Source organism: Roseivirga thermotolerans (assembly GCF_014653175.1).
Taxonomy (GTDB): Bacteria; Bacteroidota; Bacteroidia; order Cytophagales; family Cyclobacteriaceae; genus Roseivirga; species Roseivirga thermotolerans.
This window is the reverse complement of the sequence record NZ_BNAG01000001.1, coordinates 1,072,112-1,094,341: the sequence shown is the minus strand read 5'-3', so window position 1 is coordinate 1,094,341 and position 22,230 is coordinate 1,072,112. Positions and strand designations below refer to the sequence as shown.

Annotated in this window: 18 protein-coding genes and 1 tRNA gene; 10 read left to right on the top strand and 9 right to left on the bottom strand. The window is 44.6% G+C overall.

Annotated elements, in window-relative coordinates:
* Positions 1–132 precede the first annotated feature (132 nt).
* Complete coding sequence (locus tag IE164_RS04690) at positions 133–1,509, top strand: pyridoxal-phosphate dependent enzyme (protein WP_189629013.1); 1,377 nt, start codon at positions 133–135, stop codon at positions 1,507–1,509.
* A 353-nt stretch (positions 1,510–1,862) separates the two neighbouring features.
* Here the strand turns inward: IE164_RS04690 and IE164_RS04685 are convergent, their stop codons facing one another.
* Both IE164_RS04685 and IE164_RS04680 read right to left on the bottom strand, forming a co-directional pair.
* Complete coding sequence (locus IE164_RS04685; RefSeq protein WP_189629012.1) at positions 1,863–3,011, bottom strand: hypothetical protein; 1,149 nt, start codon at positions 3,009–3,011, stop codon at positions 1,863–1,865.
* Between the two features lie 50 nt (positions 3,012–3,061).
* Positions 3,062–3,805 carry a lysophospholipid acyltransferase family protein gene (locus IE164_RS04680; protein ID WP_189629011.1) on the bottom strand — a complete coding sequence of 248 codons (744 nt, stop codon included), beginning with the start codon at positions 3,803–3,805 and terminating at the stop codon, positions 3,062–3,064.
* A 261-nt stretch (positions 3,806–4,066) separates the two neighbouring features.
* Here IE164_RS04680 and IE164_RS04675 point away from each other — a divergent pair, with 261 nt between their 5' ends.
* Both IE164_RS04675 and IE164_RS04670 read left to right on the top strand, forming a co-directional pair.
* Positions 4,067–7,225 (top strand): SusC/RagA family TonB-linked outer membrane protein, encoded by a 3,159-nt coding sequence (locus tag IE164_RS04675; RefSeq protein ID WP_189629010.1) that lies wholly within the window; start codon positions 4,067–4,069, stop codon positions 7,223–7,225.
* Positions 7,226–7,237: 12 nt separating this feature from the next.
* Positions 7,238–8,731 carry a RagB/SusD family nutrient uptake outer membrane protein gene (locus tag IE164_RS04670; protein WP_189629009.1) on the top strand — a complete coding sequence of 498 codons (1,494 nt, stop codon included), beginning with the start codon at positions 7,238–7,240 and terminating at the stop codon, positions 8,729–8,731.
* A gap of 538 nt (positions 8,732–9,269) precedes the next feature.
* On the opposite strand, the gene IE164_RS04665 is transcribed toward IE164_RS04670, so the two are convergent.
* The 5 genes from IE164_RS04665 to IE164_RS04645 form a co-directional block, all read right to left on the bottom strand.
* Entirely contained in the window at positions 9,270–9,746 is a 477-nt protein-coding gene (locus tag IE164_RS04665) for a nuclear transport factor 2 family protein (protein WP_229838524.1), read from the bottom strand.
* 122 nt (positions 9,747–9,868) lie between these two features.
* Positions 9,869–10,546 (bottom strand): head GIN domain-containing protein, encoded by a 678-nt coding sequence (locus IE164_RS04660; RefSeq protein WP_189629008.1) that lies wholly within the window; start codon positions 10,544–10,546, stop codon positions 9,869–9,871.
* A 218-nt stretch (positions 10,547–10,764) separates the two neighbouring features.
* A complete protein-coding gene (locus IE164_RS04655) occupies positions 10,765–11,448 on the bottom strand; it encodes a Crp/Fnr family transcriptional regulator (protein ID WP_189629007.1) in 684 nt (227 codons plus the stop codon).
* A gap of 3 nt (positions 11,449–11,451) precedes the next feature.
* On the bottom strand, positions 11,452–12,081 hold the full coding sequence (locus IE164_RS04650) for a LysE family translocator (RefSeq protein WP_189629006.1): 630 nt from the start codon (positions 12,079–12,081) through the stop codon (positions 11,452–11,454).
* A complete protein-coding gene (locus IE164_RS04645; RefSeq protein ID WP_189629005.1) occupies positions 12,059–13,147 on the bottom strand; it encodes an ATP-grasp domain-containing protein in 1,089 nt (362 codons plus the stop codon). The genes IE164_RS04650 and IE164_RS04645 overlap by 23 nt, the downstream gene beginning before the upstream one ends.
* Before the next feature lie 344 nt (positions 13,148–13,491).
* Here IE164_RS04645 and IE164_RS04640 point away from each other — a divergent pair, with 344 nt between their 5' ends.
* Positions 13,492–14,307, top strand: a complete 816-nt coding sequence (locus tag IE164_RS04640) for a hypothetical protein (protein ID WP_189629004.1) — start codon at positions 13,492–13,494, stop codon at positions 14,305–14,307.
* Between the two features lie 109 nt (positions 14,308–14,416).
* Here IE164_RS04640 and IE164_RS04635 read toward each other — a convergent pair whose 3' ends face one another.
* Positions 14,417–16,318, bottom strand: a complete 1,902-nt coding sequence (locus IE164_RS04635; protein WP_189629003.1) for a sigma 54-interacting transcriptional regulator — start codon at positions 16,316–16,318, stop codon at positions 14,417–14,419.
* 42 nt (positions 16,319–16,360) lie between these two features.
* Here IE164_RS04635 and IE164_RS04630 point away from each other — a divergent pair, with 42 nt between their 5' ends.
* The 3 genes from IE164_RS04630 to IE164_RS04620 all read left to right on the top strand — a co-directional run bounded on the left by IE164_RS04630 (position 16,361) and on the right by IE164_RS04620 (position 18,127).
* The gene (locus IE164_RS04630; protein ID WP_229838523.1) at positions 16,361–16,873 is read left to right on the top strand and encodes a YHS domain-containing (seleno)protein; all 513 of its coding nucleotides are present in this window, start codon (positions 16,361–16,363) and stop codon (positions 16,871–16,873) included.
* A 61-nt stretch (positions 16,874–16,934) separates the two neighbouring features.
* A complete protein-coding gene (locus tag IE164_RS04625; protein ID WP_189629002.1) occupies positions 16,935–17,450 on the top strand; it encodes a hypothetical protein in 516 nt (171 codons plus the stop codon).
* Entirely contained in the window at positions 17,438–18,127 is a 690-nt protein-coding gene (locus IE164_RS04620) for an NRDE family protein (RefSeq protein ID WP_189629001.1), read from the top strand. The genes IE164_RS04625 and IE164_RS04620 overlap by 13 nt, the downstream gene beginning before the upstream one ends.
* 47 nt (positions 18,128–18,174) lie before the next feature.
* Here the strand turns inward: IE164_RS04620 and IE164_RS04615 are convergent.
* Positions 18,175–18,258 (bottom strand) — tRNA-Leu (locus tag IE164_RS04615).
* Between the two features lie 124 nt (positions 18,259–18,382).
* Here IE164_RS04615 and IE164_RS04610 point away from each other — a divergent pair.
* The 3 genes from IE164_RS04610 to IE164_RS04600 all read left to right on the top strand — a co-directional run bounded on the left by IE164_RS04610 (position 18,383) and on the right by IE164_RS04600 (position 22,224).
* The gene (locus IE164_RS04610; RefSeq protein WP_189629000.1) at positions 18,383–19,075 is read left to right on the top strand and encodes a LiaF transmembrane domain-containing protein; all 693 of its coding nucleotides are present in this window, start codon (positions 18,383–18,385) and stop codon (positions 19,073–19,075) included.
* 85 nt (positions 19,076–19,160) lie between these two features.
* Positions 19,161–20,531, top strand: coding sequence for an amidohydrolase family protein (locus IE164_RS04605; RefSeq protein ID WP_189628999.1), 1,371 nt, complete (start codon positions 19,161–19,163; stop codon positions 20,529–20,531).
* Positions 20,521–22,224, top strand: coding sequence for an amidohydrolase (locus IE164_RS04600; RefSeq protein ID WP_189628998.1), 1,704 nt, complete (start codon positions 20,521–20,523; stop codon positions 22,222–22,224). Before IE164_RS04605 ends, IE164_RS04600 begins: the two co-directional genes overlap by 11 nt.
* The last annotated feature ends 6 nt before the right edge of the window (positions 22,225–22,230 follow it).

Below are 22,230 nucleotides of genomic sequence, written 5' to 3'. Positions count from 1 at the left end.
AGTCACCAAACCGGGCCTTACATAAAACTACAGTTTGTAAGCCCAGCGGCTATATGACTCACAGTTAACATATCCTTTATTTCAATGGCATCAGAAGAAAAGCTAAATTTGCCCCAACTATTATAGAAGCAAATGAAGTATTATAATTCAATCATCGAGACCATAGGAAACACGCCTCTTGTTCGGCTCAATTCAGTAAACAAAGGTATTCCGGGTACCATTCTGGTCAAAGTAGAATACTTTAACCCCGGAAACTCTATGAAAGACCGAATGGCTCTTAAAATGATTGAAGATGCAGAAGCGGCCGGTATTTTAAAACCAGGCGGCACCATTATAGAAGGCACATCGGGTAATACCGGCATGGGCTTGGCACTTGGGGCTATAGCCAAAGGCTACAAGTGTATATTTACTCTGGCCGACAAGCAGTCGCAGGAAAAAATAGATATACTGAAAGCCGTAGGTGCCGAAGTAATTGTGTGCCCTACCAATGTAGAGCCGGACGACCCAAGATCGTACTACTCTGTAGCTCGCAAGCTCAACAAAGACATTCCAAATTCTTTCTATCCTAACCAATACGACAACCTGTCGAATACTAAAGCCCATTACGAAACCACAGGGCCAGAGATATGGAGAGATACTGAAGGCAAAATTACCCACTATGCGGCCGGTGTAGGCACCGGAGGCTCCATGTGCGGTACCTCCAAATACCTCAAAGAGCAAAACCCGAAAATTGTTTCAGTGGGTATCGATACTTATGGTTCGGTTTTCAAAAAGTACAAGGAAACCGGTGTATTCGATGAAAAAGAAATTTATCCTTACCTAACCGAAGGTATTGGAGAAGATATACTGCCTAAAAACGTAGACTTCGACCTGATTGACCATTTTGTGAAAGTAACTGACAAAGATGGAGCAATTATGACACGCAGACTTGCGCGCGAAGAGGGACTCTTTTGCGGTTGGTCGTGCGGGTCGGCTGTGGCAGGAGCACTGGAGTATGCCAAAGAAAACCTTACGGAAGACGATGTAATGGTGATTATTCTGCCAGACCATGGCACCCGATACCTCGGCAAAATTTATAACGATAACTGGATGAAAGCCCGTGGTTTTATTGAAGACAGGGCCTTTAGTTCGGCTGCCGATATACTTAGCCGCCAAAACGGTAATGGCAAGCTCACCACAATCGATAAAAATGCTACCGTTGCCGAAGCCATTAAACTTATGACCAGCCTGAGTATTTCTCAGTTACCGGTAAAAGATGGCGAGCAGTTTGTTGGAAGCCTCATTGATAGTAAGCTATTGGCTCAAATGATCGATGACCCTGAGCTTAAAACCAAGCCCGTTTCTGAAATTATGGATGGTCCGTTCCAGTTTGTTTCGGCCGATAATACTTTAGATGTGCTTTCTTCAGTCATAACTAAAGACAACCCGGCCGTGTTGGTGAGAGATGAAAACAACGATGTGCATATTCTTACCCGTCACGACCTGCTAAATGCCATGACTACCAGCTAATCTAAGGGTTGTCTTAAAATAAGGGTGCTCCAAAAGCTTAGTCACTCATGTCTCAACTCTTTCTGTTAAGATGGGTTTGAGGTTAGAGTAACCACGGCCTTTAGAGCACCCTTTTTATTTCTTAACCTGAGTTCGATGTAAGAAAAGAACTTCATGCCGGATAAAACAGGCCTTAAACTCTCAAAAAGGCCTGTTTTATCCGGTATCTCAACAGAGCCTAAATGAGATTGCGGATATTTTCCTTTGCGTATGTAAAGTTTTCAGAGGAAAATTCCGCAATGACGTCCTAAGGGGGGGCATTTTACTACTTCCTTACATCGAACTCAGGTTTCTTAGCAATCCGGATTCAACGCCTATATTCGGGTATTCCGATAGAGCTGTCTTACCTGCCCCAGCACCTGATCGTAGATTCTGTCAATAAAAGCAGCAAATAATTCCTGAGGAGCAGGAGGCGGCACCTCCTTTAGCTTAGTCATTCGCAGCTCCTCCTTGGTTAGTGCACGCTCATCTCCATTAAAAGAAGCCCACTCATACTGCCATATATCTTCGCCACCCAGCTTTCGCTGAATAAGCACCTGATTGCTGTATGCATCTCTGATTTCAAAATTCAGAATGCCGGTTGAAGCAAGGGTTTTACGATAAGTCGTAAAATTGGCCTTTACAGTGCCGTATACATCATGCGAAACACCATCCTTGTCTTTGTACTGGCCTACAATTACGCTGTCGCGCTTTAGTTCTTTAGTCTTAGATTCCACAAGAGTTTGGCCCAGCACAAAATCGTCAAACTCAAGACTAAGAATATGATCGGGACGAATGTCATAGGCTTCCATATCGCCATGCGAGAAAAACTGCACGAAACGATCGCGGCTAAACCCATCCAGAAACTCGAACATCCTATTGGCAAAGTATTCGTTGGTTAGCTCTAGGTTGCGCGAGTGAGTGGGAATAGGTTCAATCAAAACCTTTACCGTGCCCATATTTCTTGCTTCAGTGAGCAAGCTATCAATACCCTGAAGGTTGTTACTAAATCGCAGTGCCCTCTGAAAATGACCAAAGGCCTGGCGACCGGCTTCAATGGTATTGGCTTGCAGGGCCTGGTTGCCCATGTCTACCTGAACCTGGGCAGCCATAACCGCAGCCTCTTGTTGCTCAACCAAATACTCACTCGGATTAACTAAATCAAGACAAGCCGGGCATCGCTGAATGTCATTGTAATACCGATTCAAAAAAGTATACTCATTGTATATGCTCTCGAACCTCAAAGGATCGTTGCTTCTATTTAATTGCTGAATGCGCTTGAGATGAAACTGTGAAGCCATACGATAGCCATCCATCAATACATTCTGGGCTTTTTTGTTAGTCGGATTGGCCTGAAGTCGATTCACCGCCCGGTCAAGAGCAGTGGCATAATCGCCCTTGTCAAAGGCATTTTTTCCAGTAGCACAGCCCCAGATTATAAGGGAAAAAAGTGCTAAAAACAGCGGTTTGTAAAAAGTGTTCATATGCCCTAATGTTTGGTTTGGAATATGGGATGTCGAAAATAATGCCAATTCTATTGGCCTTCTTCATTGAGGCTAATGATTTTTTGTTTCATAAGTTCAAAAGTAGTTTGAGTGAGTTGATCCAAATCGGCCTCTGTAAGGCCTTCCACCGAAATTTCAGGCAAACAATAACAATGTACTACTCCGGGCCTTAATAACAAACTGCCTCGTTTCATCAATCGGCCGGCATTATGAATTACTACAGGAATAATTGGTATCTGAGCCTCGATAGCCAATCGAAATGGACCATACCGAAAGGGCAGCAGGGGTTCATCGGTGTTGTTTCGGGTACCTTCAGGGGCTACTAATACCGAAGTTCCTCCACGCAACAGTTCTTTCAGTTTTGCGCTACTCACTTTTCGGCTTTCGGCACTAGACCTGTCCACCCAAATAGCCAGGCGGTTTACTACCAAGCCAAATACCGGAATTTTGGACAGCTCTTTTTTGCCCAGCGCCACTAAGGTGCTGGGTATGGCAATGGGTATGGCAGGGGCGTCTAAAAACGAGGTGTGGTTAATCACAAAAATGTAAGACTTCTTTCGGTCTACCACCTGTTTGTTGTGTCCAATAAACCAAATGCCTGTGAGCAGGCTAAAGCAATACACCCAAAACCGAATAAAAAAATAGGTAATGAAGTCGAGCCTTCTGGAAATAAGTAAAGGCATAATTATGGGTATGGCCAGAATTAGCATGGGCACCACAAAGGCCACAGCACACCAACCGGTATATAAGTATTGTATAAACTTCTTGATCAAACCCCTGTTGAATTAATCTTTCACTAAGTTAAGATTCAACCGGCACTACGCCAACTAAACTTTTACACTCCCAGAAACCAAAAAAAGCAAGATTTCACTTGCAAAAAATCGGATTTCGAATTAGTCATATATTGCAATTTTTTCTTCTACCAATCAAATCGATTTTTTACCCATCATATTTCATTTTTCACCCTATATGGATTCTAAAGCGGCATAATTCGGTTCCGGTTGTTGGTTAGGAATGTATTTAAACTAACCATAATGCTTAATTTTAAAATCAAAACTATCCTCATTTTTTTACTGCTGAGTAGCAGTTTAATGGGACAGAACCGTACGGTGGAGGGTACGGTTCTTGACGAGCTCGGTATGGGACTACCGGGGGTGAGTGTTTCAGTAAAAGGAACCACCCGTGGTATGATTACCGATGTCAACGGAAAGTTCTCTGTGAGCGTAAGTTCCGAGAACGATGTGCTCGTTTTTCGTTTTCTTGGTTACAAGACCATCGAAGAACTGGTAGGAAACAGGGCAACCATGAATGTCTCTATGGTACCCGATGTAGTTGATGCAGGAGAAGTAGTGGTAGTGGCCTACGGTACTCAGGATACAAAGAGTATCACAGGCTCAGTAACCCAACTTACTGCAGAAAAAATTAAGGAAAGACCCGTAACCAGCCCTATTTCAGCTTTGGGTGGATCGGCTCCGGGTATTCAGGTTACAACATCTACCGGTCAGCCGGGCGATAACCCAGCCATCAGGCTTAGGGGTATTGGTTCGGTAAACGGTAGCAACGATCCGCTTTTTGTAGTGGACGGGGTACCATTTAGCGGCAACATTAACAGGATAAACCCTGACGATATTGAGTCTATCTCTACATTGAAAGATGCAGCCTCCACTTCATTATATGGTGCCAGAGCGGCCAACGGTGTGGTAATTATCACCACTAAAAAAGGAAGAAAAAATCAAGCTCCTTCTTTCTCTTTCTCTACCAAACAAGGGGTTTCAGCAAGAGGTATTCAGGAGTATGAGCGCATTAATCCGCTAGACTTTTACCAGGTATACTGGGAAGCTCTGAGAAACGACAAAATCACTCAGGGCCGTACAGAAGCTCAGGCAGCGCAAGAAGCCACCAATGAATTAATTGGCTTCCTTAATTACAACGCCACCAACGTGGCCAACAATGAAATTATAGGAACTGACGGTAGTATTAACCCTAATGCCAGAATCAGATACTCAGAAAATGACCTGGACTGGTTCGATCCAATTGAGCGTTTGGGTTATCGGCAAGAGTACAACTTCAGCGCTCAGGGAGCGTCAGAACGAGCTGACTACTATGCCTCTTTCGGTTATTTGAACGAAAAAGGGGTGTTTGAAAACTCTGACTTTGAACGCTATACCCTTAGAACTAATGTGAATGTAGATGTGCTGGACTGGCTGAGAGTTGGAATGAACAACTCTGGCGATGTGCGTATGCAAAATACGGTAACCAGTGGTGGTTCCGGGTTTGCCAACGCCTTCTATAACGCCCGTAGAATGGGACCAATATTCCCTGTATATGCCATCGATGATCAGGGCAACTACATTATCGATCCAATGACCGGCTCTCGTGCTTTTGACCGTGGAGATGCTCGTTTTGGTATTCCAAGAAGACCGAACACTACTTCGGGCCGTCATGCACCAGAAGAAATGTTGCTCAACAACAACTACAATGAGAGCCTTTTCTTTAGAACAGTGGCCTTCGCAGAAATTAAGCCAATGGAAGACCTGAGTATTACACTAAACGGAAGTGTTGATATTGGTACCTTCAATGGCCAATTCTATGGCAACCCATTTGTAGGTGACTATATTCCTGTAGGTAGGGCTTCAAGAAGTGCCAACTTCGACATTACCTCAAACTTTAACCAATTGATCAACTACTCCTTCGACTTGAGTGGAAACCACAACTTCGATGTGTTGTTTGGTCATGAAAGCTACAGTGTGAAGAACAACGACTTCAACGCAGCCAAAACCGGCTACATTGTGCTAGATAACCCTGTATTGGATAACTACACCACCATAGTATCGGCCAACTCTCAAATTGACCGCTACAAAACAGAAGGTTATTTCTCCAGAATAAACTACAACCACAATGAGCGTTACTATGCTTCAGTTTCTTTTAGAAGAGACGGTACCTCAAGATTCTCAAGAGATGCCCGTTGGGGTAACTTCTGGTCGGTAGGTGCCAGCTGGAGAATCACTCAGGAAGACTTCATGAATAGTGTGAGCTGGATTGACGAGTTGAAGCTGAGAGCTTCTTATGGTGAGACCGGTAACGACAACGTAGGCGGATTCTATCCTTCTCAAACGCTATACTCTTCAGGAAGAAACAACGCTGCCAACCCTGGCTTCTATAGCTATTCAGTAGGTAACACCGCCCTGGTTTGGGAGAAAAATACCTCTGCAGACGTAGCCATTGATTTTGAAATTCTGGGTAAAGTGAGAGGTACTATTGAGTACTTCAACCGCTATTCAGACAACCTGTTGTTCTCAGTACCAATTCCTCGTGAGTCTGGCTATACCTCTCAGAACAGAAACATAGGTAGAATGGTAAACAAAGGTCTTGAGTTCGATATTAATGTAGACATTATTAAATCTACCAGCGGTTTTGAGTGGAACTTCGGACTGAACGCGACCATGTTCAGCAACGAAATTACAAGACTACCTGAAGACTCTAGAGAAAACGGAATCATTACCGGTACCAAGAAGCTTCTGGAAGGACGCTCTATCTACGATTTCTGGTTGAGAGACTGGTATGGAGTAGATCCTGATACAGGTGAGCCACTTTACGTATACGATCCGGAGTCTGAAGAAGCACCAAACAACGTATTCAAAACAGTAGATGGTGTTCAGTTGACAAACAACCAAAACCATGCCTTGTATACCTACAATGGTTCTTCTATTCCTGATGTGTATGGTGCCTTCACCAACACTGTATCGTTCAAAAACTTTACGCTTTCTGTACTCTTCTCTTATAGTATTGGTGGTAAAATTTACGACTCTAACTACCAAAGCTTAATGAGTACTGACGATGCCAGTGCAGTACACAAAGACATAGCCAAACGTTGGAAACAGCCTGGCGACATTACTGACGTACCTAAGCTCTCCATCAACAACGATGTGAACATTATTGCTACTTCAGACCGCTGGTTGACCGATGCTTCTTACCTGAACCTGAGAAACATAAATCTGGGTTATCAATTCCAACGTTCTACTGTACAAAACCTTGGCCTCAATGGGCTTAGAATGTATGTATCGGCAGAAAACCTGTTCTGGCTAAGTGCAAGAAAAGGGATGAACCCTATGGAAACATTCAATGGTACTCAAAACGTGGGTCTGTACCCTCCATCGCGAGTTATCACACTGGGTGTTAACCTAAACTTCTAAAAAATTAAGACAATGAAATACATTTCAAATATACTTTTGCTCTTGCTCGTATTAGCCGTGGGCTCATGCAGCGAGGACTTTCTGGACACCTTCCCAACAGACCAATTAGGCTCTGACCAGGTGCTTGGTACTATTGAAAACCAGAGAGCAGCACTCGAAGGTATTCACAGACACATGTACGGAGTAGGCGGTTCGCAAGATGAGAGAGCCGGATACGGTAACATGATGATCAATTACGATTTCTTAGGACACGATGTGGTAAATCCACAACGAGGTAGTGGTTGGTTCATCAACGTGCACAAGTGGATTGAGCATAGAGACAACTCCAGCTCTTTGGTAACCCACACCTATGACTACTTCTACTCTATGATTGCCAATGCCAACAACATCATCAATTCAATTGATGCCATTGAAGGCGATGAAAATGAGAAGAAGAACATCAAAGGTCAGGCATATTTTTACCGAGCCTTTGCCCACTTTAACATGGTGCAACTTTATGCTCCAAGATATCGACCCGGTGAAGCTAACAACCAATTAGGTATTGTTATTAACCTGGACGATTTGAACAACCTTGGCGAGCCTAAGGCAAGGTCTACCGTAGACGAAGTGTACGATCAGATTGAAAGCGACCTGAATGCCGCTCTTCAAAACCTGACATCGTCTACCGTAAGCCATACCGATAAGTCGCAAATCAGAGTCAACGTGGTTAATGGTGTTCTGGCCAGAGTAGCCCTTACTAAAGGCGAATGGGCAAATGCCATTACCTATGCTCGCGCAGCAAGACAGGGCTTTACGCTCACTCCTAATTCGGAGTTGACCCAGGGTTTCAATAACGATGGTGCCTCAGGATGGATCTGGGCCAGCCATGTGATTCCTGACCACGGTACTTTCTTCGCATCATTTTTTGCGTACATGTCTTACAACTACAGCTCTACACACATTCGAAACAACCCGAAGTGTATCAATGCCGATTTGTATGACCTGATTCCTTCTACCGATGTAAGAAAAGGCTTTTGGGCGGTTACTCCGGCCGAAAGAGCAGCCATCAATATTCCAAGCAATTTTGCCAAATATGCCTACATGAACACTAAGTTCGAGGCACTACCCAGCGGCACCATTGGCGATGGAGACGTAGTATTGATGCGTGTGGCCGAAATGATTCTTATTGAAGCTGAAGCCAACGCTCATTTGGGCAATGATGTGGCCGCAAGAACCGTGCTTTTCGAATTGGTTTCTGAAAGAGATCCTAATGCCGTACTAAGCACCAACTCCGGTCAGGCTTTGTTGAATGAAATACTCGTTCAGCGTAGAATTGAGCTTTGGGGTGAAGGGTTTAACTTCCTTGATCTTAAACGCTTGAACCTGCCTTTGAACAGACCTCAAAGAGGTAGCTTTAACCTAACCCACGCTGCTATTACCAACGTGGCTCCAGGTGGACCTGAGTGGCAATACTTGTTCCCAATTAGTGCGATTAACATTAACCCACTATTGCAGCAAAACCCATAAGAGGTTAGATGGTCTGAGTACACCGAATTAATTCTTGGGCACTCAGCCTGTCTTCTTAAAATAAAACTGTCTCAAAAACATCCTTTTCACATTTCTGATCCGCAACCGAATGACGGCCTCCAGTTTTTAAGAACCGGGGTTTCTACAGGGGGGAAGGACAAAGTGCAGGGAGTTTTTGAGACAGTTTTTTTATGGCCTGACACTGGACATTGAAGCCTGCCTGTGTACAATTCTGACTAAATCAATCGAGGTTAATTTTAAGGAGTGTTGCCAGGTTCGGACCGTCATTCCTACTTATAATGCTCCGGCATAGGCATACCGTAGAATTTTATCGGAATATTTTTCGCAAATAGTTTTTTAAAGTCGTACGCCTCATTAGTTTTGACCCCGAATTTAATGAAACAGATGGTGGACGGTCATCCACGGCACCATCGTAAGAAATTGGATGAAACCTAACTCTTTGCTTGCAAAACCCTGACCTTGTCAGGGTTTTTTGCATTGCGCCCAAAAGTGTTCAAAAATAAGTATTGATGCCGGCCTAGTTCATGGCACAGTTATCCCTCCGGTTGGTATCTACCAAATGAAAAATCTTCCACCCCTCTTCGGTTTTGCAAAGCTTAAAAGCATTGACCCCGCAGTGAGAAAAAGTATCTCCCAAGTAAAACTTAAAGGGTGTCCAGACGGAGGCCATATCCCCATCGATCAATATCGGGCCAAACTCAATTCGTTCGTCCCACACCTTCTCGTGAGGGGTGCCAATGGCTACTAAAAACCGCTGAAAATCGCTATTGGAGACTACCGTCTTACCCTCCCTGTTTTTTGCCACGCGCTGAAAAATCACATCCTTCATCATTACCGAATGTACTTTGGCCGAATCGCCTTCGCGCATTCCGTCAAACATGGTCAGAATAGTTTTTCTTATTTCAGCAGCATCGTCTTGAGCTTGTAGGGGAGCTGTCACACAGAATAGGACGGCAAAAAGGGCAAATACACATGTTCTGTTCATCTTATACATAACTGATTGTTTAGAAAGGGCCACAAAGAATTGAAATTACAACTTTCTGAGCTGCCCTAAAAAATTCTCTAACCAGCAAAGCTATGCGAAAATGAAAGGGAGTAGTCTTTGAAACTTGCTAATTATCCTCCCCTGCGCACACTACCCCCAGTATTACTACGAACGTCTGTTCTTGGACTACCGGTGTACCTGACAGACCCTCCCGTACCGGCACTAGCTCTCAACCGCCTTTCGGCATTGATTCGTACATCTGCGCCCGTGTTGGCCCGGGCATAAGCACTGTTGCTGGTAAGATCATATGCATAAATAGTGCCCCCGGTAGAGGCCGTAGCTTCCAGCTCGTCTGTAGTACCTTCAATATCTATTCGGCCCGATGTAGTCGCTGAAAGATCTACTTCTTCGGCCTTCGCTACAAGGCGCACATAGCCCGATGTGGAGCTAGTGACGCTCAAACGGCTAACAGAAATTTCAGTTCTAAACTCAGCCTGAGCCCCGGTATTTACTTCTATTTCCTTAAGCTCCTCGGTATAGGTAAGGGTAGCCCTCACCTTGTTGCTTCGATGGTTTCCTCGTGAAAGATGCACATAAAGCTTACCTCCTCTTACCTCGGTAATTACATCTTCGATATCTATTCTCGAAACTTCAATACTAATTGAATTGTCATCCCCTTTTTGGGCCACAAGGTCTATACCCTCAGAGACTCTAATTTCATTAAACGAGCTCAGTTTTCTGGTGTCATTTTCCTGGGCAACCAGCGTAAAAGCCATAGCCAGGCTCAAAAAAGTAATAATGGTTTTCATGTTTTTGGTTTTAGAAACTGTAGGTAGAGACTATCGCTGCGGCTCTTGGGTTGCATGCCCGCGGCATTTAAGGGAGCTTTAATAACACCATTAATGAAAAAAGAGGTTCAAAACCAAAAATGGGCTTAAAAGCAAAAAGCCTCCAACAAAATGTTGAAGGCTTTTCTAAATCTCTCTCTTGTGAATAGGAAATGTGTGTTGGCTTTTGGCCAGTGGTATTAAGCGGCAAATGCCTGAAGGTTCGGAATAGTAATTACCCTTCTGGAGTATTTAATTACGCCTTCCTCTTTAAGTTCATTGATGAGGGTTGTCACGGTCTGCCTCGAAGAGCTTATAATATTGGCAATTTCGCTATGCGTAAGATAGTTTTTTATCACCAGTCCTTCTTCTTCCGGTTTACCTTCTTTATTGGCCCACTCAAACAAGAAAGACTTCAGGCGCGCTTTTACATCTTTAAAAACCAGGTTGGTATAGCGGGTCTCAAGACCTTGCAGTTTTTCGGTCATTTTTCGGGCAAAAGCCAAGGCTAACACCGGATGCTTTTGCATGATGGTTTCAAACTCTTCCAGATGAAAAGAGCAAATTATCACTTCGCTCGAAAGAATCTCGGCAAACTCCTGTGTTTGCTTAAAATTATAGCTGGGTACTTCTCCAAAAAGCTCTCCTCCCAAGACAATAGACTTGATAAGCTCATTACCAAAACCATCGATTTCGCTAATTTTCACCTTTCCGTTAATCAGAAAATACAATCTTCGGGCCTGTTCGTTGGCGAAATAAATAGACTGGCCTTTTTTCATTCGCACAAATCGGGCAATTTCCGAAAGATCATTGATCTGTTCTTTGTTTAGGTCTGAAAACAAATCGAAGTTTTTCAGATACCAATACTTCATTTCCTTTTGCATAATCTAGAGGTTAATTAATAGTTGTAAAATGGCGATGCCAACAATGATGGCACCGAGTACTTTATTGTAGTTTCTCGTAAGTCTCATGTAAATAAATTCTCGTTTTCGGGAGGTAACTTCGGCCACCAATAGCTGCAACAGAAACGCCCCCAGAGCAGCCCCCACCACAAACCCTACCTGTACCACCACATGGGTCGATGTAATGAGTCCATAGCTCTTCAGGTTGGTAATTACCACCAGCCAGAAAGGGAAAAGCTGAGGATTGAGCAGTCCAAAGGTGGCACCCACCAGCAGCTCGTTGCCTTTTGAGGTTTGAATTGAACTTTGTCCTTCTGGTGAATGGCTTTTCTGAAACCACAAATACACCCCAAAAACAAACAGCACAACCACTGTACAGTACTGCAATATTTCTTGCCACTGTTCAAACCTACCGAGCCAACCGGCTCCGGCAACCGCCAAACCGCAATACAGCAGCTCAGGTAGGCTACCCCCAAAACCAAAACGTATGGCCGACTTTTTATCCTTGTGTAGTGCAGTGTGTAGGGTGCCAAAGTTTACTGGCCCCAACTGTACGGAGCCGGCAAAGCTTATAACTGTTGCCAACGCCAGACTACTGAGTGCCTCCAAGAGCATTGCTCAACTTTTGATTAGACATAGCAACCTCTGCTACTCTTTTGCCACCAAAGTGTTTCCTCAGCAACCTTACAAGTTCCGGCAAAGGAGTAACTGGTTGGCCCAACTGACGGTTTTCCTGACTCACCCTAAACATAACGCGCATATGCCGAGCTGTATCTCTGTAGGCTCTCCACAAGTTGAGTGAAGGGTCATATATATGACCTGGCTCGGAAGTAACACCATTCAACTCCAGTATACGAATCTGCTCGCCTTTTTGAAGGGCCTCAACAGAAGCAACTTTCAGGTCGAATCGACCAAAGCAGAAACCTTCAATTGAGGCGGAAATGCGATCAAAAACCTCCACCAACCGGGCATTAATGAGGTGCTGGGCACTTAGAAATTTTGTGCCTTTGCAATGATTTCCAATGGGCTCCAAAAGTATCTTCTCGCCTTCCGGAATAACTTCAGAAAGCCGGGAAAAAAACCGCAAACTCAGGGTTTTCCATTGCAAGTGAGCACGTTCATTGGTCTTAATAAGCTCACTGAGCGTACTCTTTCCATTGCCTTGGACTGTCAGAAACTCTTTCCTGACAATGGAGGTGATGCCACTTTTTCCGCTAATGGGCAACCTATAATACAGTATACCCAACTCAAGAGGATAATCGATAAACTCCTGCACAATGAAAGGTTCACCGGCTTCTTTCAGGTATTGCTGCAGGGCCGAGTCGCTTTCAATCTTTACCACCTGGCTACCGCGTTCACCCACATCGGGCTTAGCTATAACCGGATAATTCAAACCTTCATCAATCAAGCGTTGCTCAACAACTGCCCAGCACTCACTCTGCTTACAGAAAATGGCCCTGGGAAGATACTTCTTATCTATTTTGGCCAGGATTTGCCGTTTCGACTCACCAAACACCCCACCATGTTCAATACCAGGATTGGCGGCCGTAAAGTAGGTGAACGACCTCGCTCTCAACGATAAATAGAGCCAATAGGGCACCAAGGGCAGAAAGAATATCCAATAGGGCCAATACTCATAGTAAAGTAGCCTTACCCAAAAAAGCGGAAGTTTGTTTCTCATTAATTGTAATGAAAGTTAAACATACTGATTTCATTTACGAAGCTTAAGCAACTTCCGGAAAAGAGTCTTACCAAACGATGTCGTTTTGCCGTCTGCAAAACCGTCATTCACTTGACAATCTACGTGCCAACCTGTATTTAACACACATAATACACTGATTTTCAGTAAATTGAAAAATAAAAAGGATTGATTTGTCTTTGATTTTTTCCTGATATATCAGGAATTACATGAAATATCAGGAATAAAATAGTCAAAAAAAATTCTGGCTTAATTGATATCTTGGCTGTGTTTTTGAAGAGAGAAGGTCTATAACATTTTTATACTCACGAAATATCAGGAAAACAATGAACAAATTTATTCTGGTCTGTTGCCTGTTAGGCACAGCATTTTTTAGCGTCTATGCTCAAGACGATTCGCGCCAATCGTCTCCGCAAATGGTCATAATCTATTTGGAGGATAAATCGGAAATCAATGGTGAACTCATTTCTGAAAATGATGCAAGTATCGTCATCCGTAGCGAAAGCCTGGGGTTGCTAACCTTTCAGAAAAACGAAATAAGGCGAATCATTCGGCTAGACCCGAAAGGGAGAATTCCAAACCCAAACCCTACCCGATATTTTATAGGACAATCGGCCTATACTCTACCTAAAGGCGAGGGTTACTACCAAAACATTTATGGTGTTTTTAACTTAGTGAGCTACGGTGTTACCGATAGGCTAAGCCTTACGGGTGGTCTTGAGTTAATCAGCACCTTTAGTGGTAATCCTCTGCTTTTTGCCAATGCCAAATACGGAGTTCCCGTGGCCCCTAAACTCAATGTAGCGGCCTCGGTAAGTTATCTTACCATTGCATCTTCAATAGCTGATGTGAGCCTTGGTACTATAAACGGCCTGGTGACTTACGGAACACACGAACATCAGCTTACCATAGGTACCGGTTATGCCTTTGCCCAGGGAGAAATTGACAATAGCGGAGTAATCACTGTTGCAGGAATTACGCGCCTCACAGGTCGCCTGGCACTTATTACTGAGAATTACCTATTGCCGGGTGAGTCATCGGTAATCTCTGGCGGATTGCGTTACATTGCCAAAAAAGTGACCGTAGACCTCCTCTATTTTGAGGGTGGTTTTCCGGCCATCGATATTGTACTCAAATTGTAAATGGCAACAGCTTCGGTAAAGGCTTTCGCATAGTACGGCAAGGGTTGCAGAAATTGCAATCCTTGCTTTTTTTGAAGTGGACAAGCAATTGGCTTTCAGAACGGTACGCTTAATCGAGCCCTCTTTTTATTCCAAGCTTCTTCATGCGGCTTTCAAGAGTAGTTGGCTTCATTCCCAAAATTTTGGCGGCCCCTTTTTCTCCACTCACACGCCAGGCTGTTTTTTGCAAAACTTCCAGAATGTACTTGCGCTCAAAAGCTTCCAACGTATCGAACTCTTCTTTGTGGGTAGCGTGGGCACGCTTAGGAATCCAATCGCCTAACTCTAATTGGTGGCCGGGAGAAAGAATGACAGCCCGCTCAATTACATTTTCCAACTCGCGAATGTTGCCGGGCCAATCGTAGGCCTGTAAGGCATTGAGGTAGCGCTTGGGTATTTTATTGATTCGTTTACCCAGTTTGCCGGCAAATTTATGGGTAAAGTATTTTACCAGGAGTGCAATATCTTCTTTCCGTTCACGAAGTGGGAGGCTATGTACCGGAAACACGTTGAGCCTGTAAAACAAATCGGCACGGAAGTGACCGTCCTCCACTTCCTTATCCAACTGTCGGTTGGTAGCCGCAATTACCCGCACGTCTACTTTTATGGTTTCCGTACTTCCCAACCGCTCAAACTCACCTTCTTGTAAGGCTCTAAGCAATTTAGATTGGAGCTCAAGCGGCAATTCTCCAATTTCATCCAAAAACAAGGTGCCTTCGTGAGCCAACTCAAAACGGCCAATTTTGCGGTTAATAGCTCCCGTAAAAGCTCCTTTTTCATGACCAAACAGTTCGCTTTCGATAAGATTGGCGGGCAATGCTGCACAGTTTACCTTTACCAGGGGGCGGTTCCTGCGTTTGCTTATGTTGTGGATGGCTCGTGCCAGCAGTTCTTTACCGGTGCCTGATTCACCCAAAATAAGTACTGTAGCGTCAGTTACGGCCACCTGTTCACAAGTCGTTAGGATGGCTTTAAAGCGATCGCTTTGAGTAATTATTTCTTCAAAATTATACTCTCCCTGTATCTCCTCTTGCAAGTAAACATTCTCAGCCTCCAATCGGTCCTTGAGATTCTTCACCTCTTGCATGGCCAATACAAGCCTGTTGTTATAAACATTTCGCTCTATTTCTGCAGCAGCCCTGTCGGAGAATATCTTGAGTATTTCCTGTTCCTCATTGCTCAAAAGGAGCGGTTTATTGTTAAAAAGAGCAATGTGTCCAATAACCTCTCGCTCACGGTTAATAATAGGAACTCCAAAGTAGCCCTCAACCCCTGTATCGCGAATGTACTTTCTATAGGTACCCCGCTCAATAAGCAACGGTTCTTTGCTTTCCATAATTACACCGCAAGGTGTTCCTTCGGTATTATATTCTACATTCTCTCGAAATTCATTCTCCTTAAAGTAGGCCAGGGTTCTCAGTCTCGATTTGCTGGAGTCGGTACATTCCGTAACTACTACCATATGCACATTGAGAGCCATAGACACCCGCTCAACCAGTGTCTTAAAAAAATCGGTACCTAAGGTTGCGGCTGTAGCCTCAGAAAGCGACTTCATCAATCGCTCATGCCTTTTACGCTGCGATATATCTACTATAAAACTTACGTTATACGCGTGTCCTTCAAACTCAATGTGGTTTACGAATATCTCTACCGGAAACTCCGAGCCGTCTTTGCGCAAATGGCTCGACTCAAACCTCAGGCTTTGAACTTGTTTTGACCTGGCCCAGGTGATGGCATATTTTTTCCGGTCGAAATTGGGGTTAATTTCAAAAATGGTCAGGCGGTTGAATTCTTCAGAGCTGTAGCCGTATTGCTCCAGTGCTGTTTTATTGGCAAAGTGAATACAACCCTGCTCGTCCATCCATAGAATAGCCGCCAAGGCTCTTTCTACTGTAAAACGAGCTAGCTGCGGATGATCTGCTATGGTTTTATTCAAAGACATCTCACGATATATCGTGAGTAATTTAGGCAAAGTTTCCCTTTAGAAGGTAAAATGTCGGCCAAATGATCTTTCGTGTCAGCCGCTATAGACAAAGACACCGTACATAAACCACAAGAAACAGGACAAATGAATCGGTTATTATTTACAGCTACATTATTGAGCTTTACATTGGGCTTAAGTGCCCAAACCCTTCCTTATGCAAAAAAGCATTATAACCTTACCCGGGGAGTAGCCATAGCAGGTTATGATCCGGTGAGCTATTTCGACCAAAAGCCCCAAAAGGGCAGCCCTGCCATTAGCTATAATCATTCCGGGGTAATCTATTATTTTGTTTCCGAGGCCAATAAAGCCGCTTTTGCAAAGAATCCGGCCCTTTATGAACCACAGTATGGGGGGTATTGTGCCTATGCGATTGCCGATGGCGATAAGGTAAAAGTAGACCCACTAACTTATAAAATCATAGACCGTAAGCTTTATCTCTTTTACAATTTCAGAGGCACCAACACCCTTGAGCTTTGGAACAAAAACGAGAAAAGCCTACTCAGCAATGCTCAAAAGCGGTGGTCTGAGATAATTCGCAAATAGCTACACGTACGGTTCTGCCATATTTCAATTAAAAGGCTATATTTAATTAACACTTTTTTCAATGGAACTTCAGAGAGTATCTAAAGAAATCTTATCCCAGCTTATCGACATTACCAGGCAGCTTAAACCAACCGATTTCGCCCAACCACTGAGCATATTATCGGGAAATACCGTAGGCAAGCATATTCGACACATTGTAGAGTTTTTCGACCTTATGCTGGCCGGAAGAAACGGAGGAATTGTAAATTATGATAAGCGCGATCATAACAAAATGCTGGAAACCGATCCCGACCTGGCCATTACAAAGATGCAGTCTTTGCAAAAGGCCATTAGTGAAATAAAGAACGACTTTTCGCTCTCACTAAAAGTTAACTACCACGAGAATGAACAATATGAGCAAACCCTGAACAGCTCGTATTACAGAGAACTCCAATACAATATTGAGCATGCCATACACCACATGGCCATTGTGAAAATAGCCTTGCAACATAGCTTTAAGGCCGTTGAACTTCCTGCTCATTTTGGTGTTGCTTATTCCACGGTACGTTATCAAAAAGAGCTTACATGTGCACAGTAACCTTCTTGCCAAAAGCAAAAGGCAACTTTATTCTTACATCCAACCGAGACGAAGATCCTCAAAGAGCCAGTTTTGAGCTCAGCCGGCAAACCATTGGTGGCCGGCCCGTTCATTTTCCTAAAGACCCAAAAGCCGGGGGCACTTGGCTGGCTACCGATAAAAAGCGATTTACCTTATGCCTGCTCAACGGAGGCTTCGAAAAACACCACCACAAGCCCCCATACCGTTTGAGCCGAGGACTCATGGTGCTGGAGTTTTTTAACCAAAACAGTGTTATTGAATTTATTGAGCATTTCGAGTTTAAAGGAATTGAGCCATTCACCCTGGTAATTGTAGAGCACCAAAAAGCCCTTCAGCTGCATCAGTTGGTATGGGATGAAAACAAGCTTCATCACAATGTACTACAAGCCAACCAGCCACACATTTGGTCGTCTTCAACCTTATATCCTGAAGACGTGCGCGAAGAACGCAGGCAGTGGTTTATGCAATGGCTAGAAAGGCAAAGGGAAAAAGAATATGACCAAAAACAGGTGTTACACTTCCATAAATTCGGAGGAAAAGGAGATGCCTGGAACAACTTTGTAATGAACCGGGAGAATAAAGTAAAAACAGTGAGTGTAACATCTGCGGAAAAGGCTGACGGGCACTTTGAGCTTGTTCACGAAAGCCTGGTTTAAACCGATAACATAAAAAAAGCCTCTCTGAAAAATCAGAAAGGCTTTAGTGCGCACGAGAGGAGTCGAACCTCCACGCAACTTAATGCACCACCCCCTCAAGATGGCGTGTCTACCAATTCCACCACGTGCGCGATTGAATGGTGGGCAAAAGTAAATAAGAATTCAACTATTTCAAACAATTAACCGTAGCCATTGGCACTTTCTCTTTTGTGAGATCAAAGCTAGTTTTCTACTTTTAGTCGTAGATTCAACAAAATGGATAAGCAAAATCAAAACAAGCTATTAGGCCTTATCTTCATTGTCATAGGCATAGTGGCCGTGCTCACCAATTTCGATGTGCTTCCCTGGTCGGTCAGGCATTACCTCTTTCAGTGGGAAAACATTCTTATTCTTATTGGTCTGTTTCTACTTGTAACCGATCAAAACAGAAAAGCCGGAACAGTTCTGCTAATTGTAGGCCTTATTTTGGTAATTGATGACTGGTTGCGCATTCACATTTCTATTTGGGACCTTTGGCCCCTCATATTGGTTTTTGCCGGAATTCACATTATCAGACGAACCGTACCGGCACCCCACACTACTCCTCAAGATACTTCGGCCGCACCTCCTGAAAACCTTATTGAAGACATGGCTATTTTTGGAGGAGGAGACCGGGTTGTTAAAACCAAAGACTTTAAGGGAGGTTCGCTCACTGCCGTATTTGGAGGGTCCAACATAGACCTTACCACCAGCAGTATGCAACAACCGGTTGCTACTTTAAATATCTTCTACCTTTTTGGAGGCTCCAAAATTCGGGTGCCCAAAGATTGGGACGTAGACCTGCGTGTAACCAATATTTTTGGAGGCATGCCAGACAAGCGAATCATTTCCGGCCACAGCCACTCTACCGGTAATACGCTGGTCATAAAAGGACTTGTTATTTTTGGAGGGGCTGAAATATCGAACTAACCAATAGGCACTAATAATCAATTGGTTATAGCCAAAAAGTGACTAGTGGCAAGGCGCATTTGGGTGCATTTTTTTAAATTCCTGAATGAAAAAGCTTTTCCTCTCGCTAGCCCTTCTCTTGCTGGGCATGTTACCCACATCTTGCCAAAACGCTCCGGAGGCCGACTTTGCCTTCACCAACGTGAACATTGTTGATGTTGAAGGCGGACAAATACTCGCCAACCAAACCGTATTTATAAAAGACGGCAAGATTAGTCTTATTGTGCCAAGCAATGAAGCACGCCTGGCCAATACACAAACCGTGCGCCCGGGAGAGGGAGGATACCTTATGCCCGGCCTTGCCGAAATGCACGCACACATTCCCGGCAACCAAAATATGCGCCTGCTAGAAGAAACGCTCTTTCTATACCTCTCTAATGGAATCACGACTATTAGAGGCATGCTAGGTCAACCATATCATTTAGAGTTGAAGGAAAAAGTAGCTACCGGAGAAATCCTTGGCCCCAGAATTTACACTTCGGGCCCAAGCCTCAACGGCAACTCTGTAACCTCAGTGCAGCAAGCCGAACAAATGGTGAGAGATCAGAAAAAAGCCGGTTATGACTTCATGAAACTACACCCCGGACTAACCTTAGAGAATTTCAATGCCATTGTAAAAACAGCCAAAGAGGTAAACATGCCCTTTGCCGGTCATGTGAGTATTGATGTGGGCATAAGAAATACCCTGAAGGCCCAATATGCCAGCATAGATCATGTGGATGGTTACATTGAGGGTCTGGTTCCTTCCTCCATTCGGGTAAACCCAAACGCCAATGGTTTCTTTGGTCTTAACTTCACCAAAATTGCAGATGAAAACCTGCTGGACGAACTCGTACAACTCACCGTAGAAAATGAGGTATGGATTGTGCCAACTCAGGCCATGATGGAGCGATGGGTGGGCCCGGAAGCACCGGAAACTCTGGCCCAAGAAACCGAGATGAAATACATGAGTCCCTCTACTGTAGACAACTGGGTGCGTACCAAAAAGCAAATCATTGAATCGCCTGCCTACGATGCCGAACAAGCCCTCCAATTCAACACACTGCGCAGAAAGATTATCCAGAAGCTTCATGCTGCAGGAGTGGGAATACTGCTTGGGTCAGACGCCCCTCAGGTATTTAATGTGCCGGGGTTTTCCATTCAGCTTGAACTCGATGCCATGGTAAGAAGCGGTATGAGTCCTCTTGAGGCCATTAGAGCCGGAACTCTCAACCCGGCATTGTTTTTTAAGGCTCCCCATGAATTTGGAGCCATAAAAGAGGGGGCCTCTGCCGACCTGATTTTGGTTAGAAAAAATCCTCTGGATAACATTGCCCACTTACAAGATCGTGCCGGAGTAATGGTAAGAGGGAAGTGGCTAAGCCGGCAAGAAATTGATAACAGACTTAAAGAAATTGCGAAAAACTATGGCCATTAAACTCAAAAACCTAAGTGTGCTGTGCCTATGCCTGTTTCTACTGGCGGCATGCCATAAAAGCAACGAGCAAACCCCTGAAACACTGTTGCTCCACAACGGTAAAATTTGGACAGGCAACGACCAACAACCCTGGGCCGATTGGGTGTTGTTAGAAGGCAGCCGCATTAAAACGGTTGGCCGGAGCAGCAACCTCCCCAAGGCCACCCGGCAAATAGACCTGAAGGGCAAGCTTACTTTGCCCGGTTTTAACGATTCACACGTTCATTTTGCCAGTGCAGGAGCCTTGCTACTGGGCATTAATCTGCTCGATGTAAACGAAGATGCCTTGTTTATAGAACGCATTAAAGAAACCACCCAGCGCCTACCGAAAGGCAGCTGGATAACTCGTGGTGACTGGGGTGCATATGAGGCTTGGGAAATGGGCTCTGAAGGCAGCAACAGAAACCGCCAAAGCTGGCAGCCCAATAGAGCACTTATTGATAGCATTACTCCTGAACATCCCGTACTAGTGACCCGTTTCGATGGTTCGGAAGGCTTGGCCAATCAGCTCGCCTTAGATTACTTAGGCATTGAATCGGCCAGTGGCCTGTTAAAGGGAGATCAACTGGAAGCCGCTTTAGAGCAAGTTCCCGAAAGCTCTTTTGAGCGTAAACTGGCCGAAACGAAAAGGGCTCTGGAAGAGTGTGCCAAATGGGGTGTTACCACTGTTCAGGATATGTCTCCCCTGGACCGAGTAGACATTTACCGCTATTTGCTGGAAAGGGACTCCCTTCTTACCCGAATTAACTTTTCACCCTCCCGTTTAAGTGAAATCTACAACATGATGGAAAACGGCTGGGTAATTGACTGGGGAGAAAACCCCTCACCTGCCGGAGATGAATACATTTCTTTTGGCACCATCAAAAGCCACATTGATGGTATAATGGGTGGCCGATCTGCACGCTTCTTTGAGCCCTACTCAGACAACTCTATGGAAAACCATAGTTGGCGCGGGGGCTGGCGCGAATTTTCCAAAGACATGGACCAATTCAAAAAAATGCTCATTCAAGCCGATAGTGGCCACATTCAATTAAGAGTACATGCCATTGGCGATGAGGCCAACTCCATTCTCCTCGATATACTCGATACATTGGACATGGTGAATGGAGCCAAAGACAGGCGTTTCAGATTGGTACATGCCCAGGTGATTGCCGAAGAGGATTTTGCGCGCTTCAGCAGCCGAAACATTATAGCCGAAGTACAGCCCTACCATGTAACAGACGACATGCGATGGATGGAGGAACGAATTGGTTACGAACGGTGCAAAGGAGCCTATGCCTTCAAAACCTTGCAAGAAGCAGGCTGCCAACTGGCCTTTGGCTCCGATTGGCCCGGAACCAACGCCAGTTATTACCCTATTAACCCACTCTATGGTCTTTATGCGGCTGTCACACGCCAAACCGTAAACGGTCAGCCGGAAAACGGCTGGTTTCCTGAGCAGCGCATAGATTTAGCCACTGCCATAAAGGCTTATACCCAGGGCTCTGCATTTGCCACTTTTGAAGAAGACCTGAAAGGACAAATTAAAGAGGGCATGCTAGCCGATATTGTGGTGGTTGACACCAACCTCTTTGAAACAGAACCCCGGCAGTGGCTCAACGCCCGGTTCGACTACACCATTATGGGTGGAAAAATTGTGTATCGGGGTGAGTAGCTTATT

Excerpts from the sequence above, each read along its gene's own strand:
- IE164_RS04690 (WP_189629013.1), top strand. The coding sequence starts at position 133 with ATGAAGTATTATAATTCAATCATCGAGACCATAGGAAACACGCCTCTT.
- IE164_RS04685 (WP_189629012.1), bottom strand. The coding sequence starts at position 3,011 with ATGAACACTTTTTACAAACCGCTGTTTTTAGCACTTTTTTCCCTTATA.
- IE164_RS04675 (WP_189629010.1), top strand. The coding sequence starts at position 4,067 with ATGCTTAATTTTAAAATCAAAACTATCCTCATTTTTTTACTGCTGAGT.
- IE164_RS04670 (WP_189629009.1), top strand. The coding sequence starts at position 7,238 with ATGAAATACATTTCAAATATACTTTTGCTCTTGCTCGTATTAGCCGTG.
- IE164_RS04665 (WP_229838524.1), bottom strand. The coding sequence starts at position 9,746 with ATGTATAAGATGAACAGAACATGTGTATTTGCCCTTTTTGCCGTCCTA.
- IE164_RS04660 (WP_189629008.1), bottom strand. The coding sequence starts at position 10,546 with ATGAAAACCATTATTACTTTTTTGAGCCTGGCTATGGCTTTTACGCTG.
- IE164_RS04655 (WP_189629007.1), bottom strand. The coding sequence starts at position 11,448 with ATGCAAAAGGAAATGAAGTATTGGTATCTGAAAAACTTCGATTTGTTT.
- IE164_RS04650 (WP_189629006.1), bottom strand. The coding sequence starts at position 12,081 with ATGCTCTTGGAGGCACTCAGTAGTCTGGCGTTGGCAACAGTTATAAGC.
- IE164_RS04645 (WP_189629005.1), bottom strand. The coding sequence starts at position 13,147 with ATGAGAAACAAACTTCCGCTTTTTTGGGTAAGGCTACTTTACTATGAG.
- IE164_RS04640 (WP_189629004.1), top strand. The coding sequence starts at position 13,492 with ATGAACAAATTTATTCTGGTCTGTTGCCTGTTAGGCACAGCATTTTTT.
- IE164_RS04625 (WP_189629002.1), top strand. The coding sequence starts at position 16,935 with ATGGAACTTCAGAGAGTATCTAAAGAAATCTTATCCCAGCTTATCGAC.
- IE164_RS04620 (WP_189629001.1), top strand. The coding sequence starts at position 17,438 with ATGTGCACAGTAACCTTCTTGCCAAAAGCAAAAGGCAACTTTATTCTT.
- IE164_RS04610 (WP_189629000.1), top strand. The coding sequence starts at position 18,383 with ATGGATAAGCAAAATCAAAACAAGCTATTAGGCCTTATCTTCATTGTC.
- IE164_RS04605 (WP_189628999.1), top strand. The coding sequence starts at position 19,161 with ATGAAAAAGCTTTTCCTCTCGCTAGCCCTTCTCTTGCTGGGCATGTTA.
- IE164_RS04600 (WP_189628998.1), top strand. The coding sequence starts at position 20,521 with ATGGCCATTAAACTCAAAAACCTAAGTGTGCTGTGCCTATGCCTGTTT.